We start from the raw sequence: 8,835 nt of genomic DNA, 5'->3' as shown, positions 1-8,835 counted from the left end.
GGATCGCTATTGGGCCGCCAACCTGGAACGAGCCGATGCCCTTCTCTTCGGCCGGGTGACCTACGAGATGATGGAGGCGGCGTGGCGGCAGCCGGCGACGGGAACGTGGCCTGACTGGATGGCTGATTGGATGATCCCCTTAGCCCAGACGATCGACAGCGCAAAGAAGCACGTCGTGTCGAGCACCCTGGACCAGGTCGATTCGAACGCGGAGCTCGTGCAGGGGACCTGGAGAAGGCCGTGCAGCAGCTCAAGCAGGAGCCAGGCAAAGGCCTGTTCACTGGAGGCGTGACCCTCCCGCTGGCCCTGGCGGATCTGGGATTGATCGACGAGTACGAGTTCGTCGTGCAGCCCATCGTGGCGGGCCACGGGCCGACGTTGTTCGCCGGCCTGAGCGAGCGGCTCGAGCTGAAGCTCGTGGGGCGCCAGGAGTTCCGGTCGGGGGCGGTCGTTCTGAGCTACCAGCCCAGTCGAGTCACGGCTTGAAGGTCGGCTGCCCCTGGGCACGCGGCGGCATCATCATCGGGCCGGTCGAGGAGCTCTGCTGATCGAGCGGCGGAGGCATCAGCCGGCACGCTGACAGCCGGCCCGAACGAGACGCAGCAAGGTTCGCACGCCGTCGAGGGGTCGGACTCGCGTCCGCGACGGCAGATTTCTTCGTGCGGGATGTCGAGAAGCTGCTCGCGGTTCCGTCCCCCGGTGTGAGTGCGGCCGGCAGGGCCGCCCGTCACACGAGGAGAACGCAGCGATGGAGCCGTACGAGGTCATCGAGGTCCTGAACAAGCCGATCAGCCAGGAGATGCTCCACCGGGACATCGCCCGGTTGGCCTACGTGGCGCAGGACGGCACGCCCAGGGTCGTCCCGATCGGGTTCACCTGGAACGGGTCGGAGATCGTCATGTGCACGTCGACGAACGCCCCGAAGCTGGCGTCGCTGCGGCGGAGCTCGGCGGTCGCCCTCACCATCGACACCGAGGTGCACCCGCCGATGATCCTGCTGATCCGGGGAGAGGCGGTGCTCGACGAGGTCGACGGGATCCCCGACGAGTACCTGGAGATGAGCGGCACCTACGAGATGACGCCGGAGCAGCGGGTCGAGTGGGAGGCTGGCGTCCGGTCGCTCTACGAGTCGATGGTGCGGATCGTTGTCAGGCCGACGTGGGCGAAGATGATCGACTTCGACGAGACGCTGCCGTCCGCCGTCGAGGAGCTCCTTCGCAAGCAGGCAGATAGTCAGCTGGCCTGAGCACACGAGGAGAACACCATGCCCAAGTACCTGCTGCTGAAGCACTACCGAGGCGCGCCGGCGTCTGCGAACAACATCCCGATGGATCAGTGGACGCCGGACGAGGTGGAGGCGCACATCCGGTTCATGAGCGACCTCGCCACCCGGCTGGAGGGCACCGGTGAGTTCATCGATGAGCAGGCGCTGTCGCCAGACGGCGTCTGGGTCCGCTACGACGGCGAGGGGCGTCCGCCGGTGACCGACGGCCCGTTTGCCGAGACGAAGGACCTCATCGCGGGCTGGATGGTGATCGACGTCGACAACTACGAGCGGGCGATCGAGCTGGCCGGCGAGCTGTCGGCTGCGCCCGGTGCCGGCGGCGAGCCGATCCACGAGTGGCTGGAGGTCCGACCGTTCCTGACGGCGCCGCCGATCGTCACCGAATGACGGTGAGCGACGTCGAGCTCCGCGAGCTCGTACCACTGGTCCTGAGCGCCCTCGTCCGCCGCGGTGCCGACTTCGCGACGGCCGAGGACGCGGTCCAGGAGGCGCTCATCCGGGCCCTCTCGACATGGAAGGACGATCCGCCCGCCGACCCGACGGGCTGGCTGATCACCGTCGCCTGGCGAGCGTTCCTCGACTCGGCGCGGTCGGAGGCGTCACGTCGCGACCGAGAGGTGCGATTCGATGCCGGGCCGCCGTCTGGTGCGGTGCCGAGCGCCGACGACACGCTGCACCTGTACTTCCTGTGCGCACACCCGGAGCTCACCTCGGCCTCCGCGGTGGCGCTGACCCTGCGAGCGGTGGGCGGCCTCACCACGCGTCAGATCGCGCAGGCCTATCTCGTCCCCGAGAACACGATGGCGCAGCGCATCAGTCGCGCCAAGCGCACGGTCGGACGTTCTGGTCTCGACCGTCCTGGCGATGTGCGAACGGTGATGCGGGTGCTGTACCTCATCTTCAACGAGGGCTACTCGGGCGACGTCGACCTGGCGGCCGAGGCGATCCGGCTCACACGGCAGCTGGCGTCGTCGGTGGACGTCCCCGAGGTCCATGGGCTGCTCGCCCTGATGCTGCTGCACCACGCGCGCCGGCGCAGCCGGACCGGGCCCGACAGACGGATCGTGCCGCTCGCGGACCAGGACCGAAGCCTGTGGGACCGCGAGCTCATCGCCGAGGGGGTCGTGATCCTGCAAGCGGCGCTCGCACGGGACCGGCTCGGCGAGTACCAGGCGCAAGCGGCGATCGCCGCGCTCCACGCGGATGCGACGTGTGTCGAGGACACCGATTGGCCCCAGATCGTGGAGTGGTACGACGAGCTCCTGACGTTCGCCGACACGCCCATCGTCCGGCTGAACCGCGCCGTCGCCGTCGGCGAGGCGGACGGCGCCCTCGCGGGCCTGGCGGCGCTTGCTGCGGTCGACGAGCAAACACCGCGGCGCGACGCGGTCGCCGCCCACCTGCACGAGAAGAACGGAGACCTCGAGCTCGCAGCGCGTCTTTACGCCGCCGCAGCTCACGGCGCGCCCAACCTCGCCGAGCGGAACCACCAGATGCGCCAAGCCGCTCGGCTCAACCAGGTCCTGCGCCCCGGCCAGTGACAACTGGGGCCGCACGGAGGACGAGACAGCCATGCGAAAGCTCATAGTCCAGCAGTGGGTTACCGTCGACAACATCGCCGCGGAGGAGGCCGGCGGGCTCAGCTTCGTGTCAGGGGAGCCATTTTCCGAGAAGACCAACCCTGCGTTCAAGGCAAGCGTGATGGGGTTCATCGACTCGGTCGACACGATGATCCTCGGCGCGAACACCTACGCCCAGTCCAAGGGCTACTGGCCGTACGCCGACGACCAGGGCGAGTACGGCGAGAAGCTCAACAACCTCACCAAGTTCGTCGCTTCGTCGAAGCTGGACGACGCCCCTTGGGGCGACTTTCCCGCCGCGACCGTGACGCGCGACCCCGCCGCCACCATCCAGGAGCTCAAGGAGCAGAGCGGCAAGGACATCTGGCTGTGGGGGAGCTTGAAGCTCATGCACTCCCTGCTGGACGCCGGGGTCGTCGACGAAGTCCGGATGCTGGTCTGCCCGGCGTCACGCGGCAAGGGAACGCGCATCTTCGAGGATCGGCAAGACCTGAAGCCGGTCGAGGCCACCTTGTTCGAGAACGGCGTGGTACTTCTGCGCTACGAGATCAAGAAGTAGGCGGAAAGGCCGCACCTTGGCGTGCGAACCTTCTGTGTCGAAGTGACCATCCGGCGCTGGTCACGTGATCCGGCATTCTTTGCGAGACGGACATCCGGGCCCCGCCCGGTCGCTCCCCTGCGACATCATCGACACCGTCGTCCTCGACGTCGGCGAGCCTGCACAGCCAGCCGCTCACGGTGGCATGGCAGGTCGACTACCAGGGCCTACGCAGCGCGCTCGGAGGGACTCGAACCCCCAACCTTCTGATCCGTAGGCCGGATCGTCCAGGGTTTCCAGTCCCTCTGCGTTCGCTCCACCTGGGCGTTCGCGATCACTCGAATCCTTGATGTACTGGCCCATCCGGCCCGTCGCGCCGACTATCGCGCCAGACCTTCGCGCCAGAATCCAGGAGGCAATGGGGCGCACGGCCGAGTCGGGGAGTCGCTATCCAAGCGGCCCGACCGACCGAAGGTCAGATGCTGTTGACCTGACGACCCGTGAGACGTGACGGGTCTGCGGCCGGCCCCGTCAGGCGTGGGTTGGGGGTCGGCGGTGAGCCCAGGGTCGTGCGGCTTCGAGTTGCGAGGCGACGCGGAGGAGGAGGTCCTCTCGGCCGTAGCGGGCGACGAGTTGTGTGCCGATCGGATGGCCCTCGGCGTTCCAGTGGAGCGGGAGGGAGATCGCCGGTAGTCCGGCGAGGTTGGCGTGGGGTGTGAAGGGCACCCAGCTGACGATGTCCGGCCACGGCTGGTCGGGTGACGACTGCGTGAGGGCGCCCAGGGGATAGGGCAGGACGGCGATGGTCGGGGTCAGGAGGATGTCGAACCCGCCGCTGTCCCACCACGACGCATATCTGACCCCCGCCTCCCGGTTGAGTGCGAGGCTCCGCTGCAGCGATGTCGCGGCCACCCCGGAGGCGGCAGACACCGCGGCCCACGTCACCGGTTCGACCTCGTCGGCGGTGACGGTGCGCCCGAGTTCGGCCTCGATCTGGCGGATCTGGTAAGCGATGTGGCACGCCGCCGACACGACGAAGTCCGGAGTGTGGAAGAAACCCGAGTCGAGTTCCGCGGGGTGGGACACCTCGATGTTGTGGCCCAGCGATTCCAGCACCCTGGCCGTCTCGTCCGCTGCGGTACGGCAGTCGTCGTGTGCCGTGACGCCGCCCGGGACCGGGGACCAGACCCCGATCCGCAGCCGGCCTGGGTCGGCTCCGACCTCGTCGGCGTAGGGGCGGGCCGGGGGCGGGGCGATGAAGTGGTCACCGTGGGGGGAGCCAGCGATGGCGTCGAGGCCGCGGGCGCTGTCACGGACTGTCCGGGTGAGGAGGCCGGCTGTGCTGGCTCCGTCCTCGATGAAGAGTGGGTGGAGGCTCGTCCGGCCTCGCGACGGCTTGAGACCGACGACGCCGCAGACGCTGGCGGGGATCCGGATGGAGCCCCCGCCGTCGACGCCGAGCGCGAGGGGGACGAGCCCGGCCGCTACGGCGGCTGCCGGTCCTCCGCTCGATCCTCCTACCGAGAGCCGGAGGTCCCATGGGTTGCGGGTGGGGCCGTAGGCCACCGGTTCGGTGGTGATGCCGCCCTCGAGCTCGCCGACGTTGGCCTTCCCGACGATCACGAGCCCGGACTCCCGCATGCGGGTCACGACGTGCGACTCGGTGGTGGCGTGGTGGTCCACCGCCCGCAGCAAGGCCATGCCCCGGTGCCAGGGGTCGCCCGCCGTCGGCACCGTGTCCTTCACGACGGTGGGCACGCCCGGGAACGCGCCGGGGGGCGACTGGGCCGACGTGTCGTGCCTGGCGCGGTCGAAGAGGCGGATGGCGACTGAGCCGATCTCCGGATCGACCCGCTCGATGCGTTCGATACCTGCCTCGACCAGCTCGTGTGGTGTTAGCTCGCCTCGGCGCACCAGGTCGGCCTGGGCCGTCGCGTCGAGGGTGGCTAGATCGTCGGCCATCTTTGCTCCTGGATGCTTGGGGTCCACCGCTACACCGCCGAGAGGTAGGAGGCCTGGACCTCGTCCTCGCGCCCTTGCAAGTCGGCCGCGGTGCCGCTGAGGACGACCCGGCCGCGGTTCAGCACGTAGACGCGGTCTGCGACTGCGAGTGCGCGTCGGGCGTGCTGTTCGACGAGGAGGACACCGAGGCCGTCCTCGTCCGAGGCCCGGCGCAGCGCCTCGAACAGGCGGTCGATGACGAGGGGCGCGAGGCCGAGTGACAGTTCGTCGGCGAGGAGCAGTGACGGTCGGGCGGCGAGTGCCCGGGCGAGGGTGAGCATCTGCTGCTCGCCACCGCTGAGGAGCCCGGCTCGGCGGTTGGCCAGGGCGGCCAGCTCGGGGAAGACTTGGAGCGCGTCGTCGGGCTCGCCGCGGCCTAGGCGCAGGTTCGCGGCTGCGGTGAGCTGCATGAATACCGAGCGCTGCTCGGTGATGAGCGCGAGGCCGTCGCGCGCCCGATGGTGCAGGGGTGAGGTGGCTGGCTGTCCGCGCCACAGGACCTGACCGTCCAGCGGGGGCAGTTCTCCCGCGAGGGTCAGGAGGGTCGTGGTCTTCCCGGCGCCGTTGGGGCCGAGGAGGGCGACGATTTCGCCGGGAGCGACGACGAGGTCCAGCTCGCGTACGGCTCCCAGCGCGCCGTAGCCGGCCGTGAGCTCGACGGCTTCGATGAGCGGTTTGCCGGGAGGGAGCTTGCGGCCGTTGCGACTGGTGACCGACGGTCTCCCGGCCGCGTCGGGCGGGCCGAGGTAGGCGTCGATGACCGCCGGGTCGTAGCGGATCGTGTGGGGGTCACCGTCGGCGATCACTCGGCCGGCGTCGAGGACGGTCACTCGGTCGCAGAGGTCGAGCACCAGACCGACGTCGTGCTCGACGATCAACACGGCGATGCCCCACCGGGAGGCGAGGTTGCGTACCAGCCGTCCCAGCTCGTCGCTCTCGTGCCGGCTGAGGCCCGCGGCGGGTTCGTCGAGGAGCAGGACGGACGGCCCGCTGGCGATGGCGCGGGCGATGGCGACGAGGCGTCGGCGGCCGAAGGGGATCTCGGATGGCCGACGGTCCAGGTCCGGCACGAGCCCGAACTCCTCGATCGCGGCGATCGCAGAGGGCGGGAGGGGCCGATGCCTCGGGCGGACCAGGTCGGTGAGGTAGGCGGTGGCGTCGCGGTCGTCGGAGGCGACTGCGAGGTTCTCCCTGACCGTCATGCTGTCGAACAGCTCGAGGGACTGGAACGATCGGGCGATGCCGAGTCGGGCGCGCCGCGATGCGCTCATGTCCTCGATGGCCCGATCGTCGATGGTGACCGAGCCCCGTGCGACAGGGACGAAGCCGGTGACGGCGTCGATCAGGGTGGTCTTGCCGGCCCCGTTCGGGCCGATGAGCCCGACCACCTCTCCCGGACGGACGGTGATGTCGACGCCGTCGACGGCGGTCACTCCCCCGAAACGCACCGTGAGGTCGCGGACGGTCAGGGTCGCTGCCCGGACCCGTTCGACCGGGGCCGATTCGATCGACGCCGCGCCCTGGGGGTGCCCACGCTCACGGCCGCGAAGACGGGTAACTCGACCGACGGCTCCGGTCCAGGCCCGCTCGTAGTAGCCGGCCAGCCCGTTGGGGTAGAGCAGGAGCGCGGCGAGGGCGCCGGCCCCGCCGATGAGCTTGAGCGCTTGGACGGTGCCCGTCCGGGTGCCGAGGACTTCGTCGAACAGCCGTTGTGTGAGGGTGCCCGGCGCGAGGAGGGCGCCGACGAGCGCACCGGTCACGTAGCCGATGCCGCCGATCACGGCGTACATCGCAGCGTTGACGGAGTTGAGGATGTCGAACTGGCCGAAGACCACGACCGGGTTCCGGAACGCCATCAGGATGCCGCCGAACGCCGCGATCGCCGCCGAGAGGCCGAACGCGTACAGCTTGGCGCCGTAGACGCCGATCCCGAGGGACGCCGCGGCCCGTTCGTTGGCCCGTACCGCGATGAGCCGCCGACCGGCCCGACCCCGCCGCAGGTTGGCCACTCCGACCAGCACGACCACGAGCACGAGCACGACGAAGGTCGCGTACCGCTCGGGGTGCCTGACGGTGTCGAGGTCGATGCCGAAAAGCGATGGCGAGCCGACGACGGTGCCGTAGCTGCCACCGGTCCGCGCCGGGTTCCCCAGGATGAGCTCCTGGAGCACGAGCGCGAGCCCGAGCGTGGCGATGGCTAGGTTGACGCCGCGGGCGCGCAGGGCCGGCATGCCGACGAGCAACCCGATCGGGACGGCGCCGACCACGCCGGCGAGGACGGCCACGGGGAAGGGCAGCCCGTAGTTGGCGACCAGCCGGGCGGCGATCCAGGCACCCATGCCGGCCAGCGCGTACTGGGCGAGGGAGACCTGACCGCCGAGCCCGGTCACGACGACCAGCGACAGCACGATCATGGCCGTCACCGCCGTCGTGATGACGGCGTCGACCCATGACGGCGACGCCACCCAGACGACGGCAAGGGCAACGGCGGTCAGGGGAACGACGAGCGATGGCCGGATCCGGCCCGAGCCGAGCTCGGGGGGCTGGACGACGACCTCGTCGCGCAGCGGGAGGCCCCGGCCCCGCACCAACAGCACGGCGACGATCGCCAGGAACGGGACCGACTTCGCCCACCCCGGCGTCGAGACATACCGGGCCATCTCCGATTCGGCCACCCCGATGGCCGCCGCCCCGACGGCCGTCAGGACGAACGATCGGAACCCGCCGACCAGCGCTGCGGCTAGGCCGGGCAGGACCAGCAGCACCAGCGTCGACACGTTCAGCGTGCCCGAGAGCGATGCCGTCAGGATGGCGGCCGTCGTTGCCAGCATCCCGGCCAGGGCCCAATTGAGACACGCGACGACATCGGGGGAGATCCCCAGGGACGCCGCCGTGCGCTGGTCCTCGGCCACCGCCGACGTCGACAGCCCGATCTTCGTCCACCGGAAGCCAGCAGCAAGGCACGCGGTCACGCCGGCGCCGACGGCGAACATGATCAGACGGTCGACGCCGATCGGGGTGTCCGGAAGTGGCCGGACGGTGGTGTCCGGCAACAGTGCCGTCATCCGGAAGAAGTCCGGTCCGTACAGGATGTCTGCCACGGCGAGGAAGATCGCCATGAGCGCCAGGGGCCCGAGCAGCCTGGCGACCGCCGGCGCCCGGCGCAGCGGCCGTACGGCGCCCAGGTGGATCGCGACGCCGAGGAGCCCCGACGCCGCGATCGTCACCATGAGCGCCGGGGCCGTCGGCCAGTCCCTGGCCTCGCAGAGCTCGTAGAAGGCGAACGCCCCGGCCATGCCCATCGCGCCCTGGGCGAAGTTGATGATGCCCGAGCCCCGGTAGACCAGCACGAGGCCCTGACCCGCGAGCATGTAGACGGCACCTGCACCGAGGCCGAGCAGTGCGAACCGGAGGATCTCCATGGCCCCGGG

Annotated in this window: 8 protein-coding genes; 6 read left to right on the top strand and 2 right to left on the bottom strand. The window is 70.0% G+C overall.

Annotated features, from left to right (window positions below):
- The 6 genes from VK611_12110 to VK611_12085 all read left to right on the top strand — a co-directional run.
- Positions 1 to 292 (top strand): hypothetical protein (locus VK611_12110; protein HMG42070.1); only part of this gene is annotated, 292 nt, incomplete at its 5' end.
- Positions 241 to 486, top strand: a complete 246-nt coding sequence (locus VK611_12105) for a dihydrofolate reductase family protein (protein HMG42069.1) — start codon at positions 241 to 243, stop codon at positions 484 to 486. The genes VK611_12110 and VK611_12105, both read left to right, overlap by 52 nt.
- Positions 487 to 748: 262 nt before the next feature.
- A complete protein-coding gene (locus VK611_12100) occupies positions 749 to 1,246 on the top strand; it encodes a pyridoxamine 5'-phosphate oxidase family protein (protein ID HMG42068.1) in 498 nt (165 codons plus the stop codon).
- A gap of 18 nt (positions 1,247 to 1,264) precedes the next feature.
- Positions 1,265 to 1,672: a YciI family protein gene (locus VK611_12095; GenBank protein ID HMG42067.1), complete on the top strand. Its 408-nt coding sequence runs from the start codon at positions 1,265 to 1,267 to the stop codon at positions 1,670 to 1,672.
- The gene (locus VK611_12090) at positions 1,669 to 2,826 is read left to right on the top strand and encodes a DUF6596 domain-containing protein (protein HMG42066.1); all 1,158 of its coding nucleotides are present in this window, start codon (positions 1,669 to 1,671) and stop codon (positions 2,824 to 2,826) included. Before VK611_12095 ends, VK611_12090 begins: the two co-directional genes overlap by 4 nt.
- A 31-nt stretch (positions 2,827 to 2,857) precedes the next feature.
- Entirely contained in the window at positions 2,858 to 3,424 is a 567-nt protein-coding gene (locus tag VK611_12085; protein HMG42065.1) for a dihydrofolate reductase family protein, read from the top strand.
- 510 nt (positions 3,425 to 3,934) lie between these two features.
- Here the strand turns inward: VK611_12085 and VK611_12080 are convergent.
- Both VK611_12080 and VK611_12075 read right to left on the bottom strand, forming a co-directional pair.
- A complete protein-coding gene (locus VK611_12080) occupies positions 3,935 to 5,365 on the bottom strand; it encodes an amidase (protein HMG42064.1) in 1,431 nt (476 codons plus the stop codon).
- A 29-nt stretch (positions 5,366 to 5,394) separates the two neighbouring features.
- A complete protein-coding gene (locus tag VK611_12075; GenBank protein ID HMG42063.1) occupies positions 5,395 to 8,826 on the bottom strand; it encodes an ATP-binding cassette domain-containing protein in 3,432 nt (1,143 codons plus the stop codon).
- Positions 8,827 to 8,835 lie beyond the last annotated feature (9 nt).

It is taken from the genome of Acidimicrobiales bacterium, from assembly GCA_035316325.1.
Classification (GTDB): domain Bacteria; phylum Actinomycetota; class Acidimicrobiia; order Acidimicrobiales; family VFJN01; genus DASXTK01.
The sequence above is the reverse complement of the archived record's forward strand: the minus strand, read 5'-3'. Positions and strand labels throughout refer to the sequence as shown.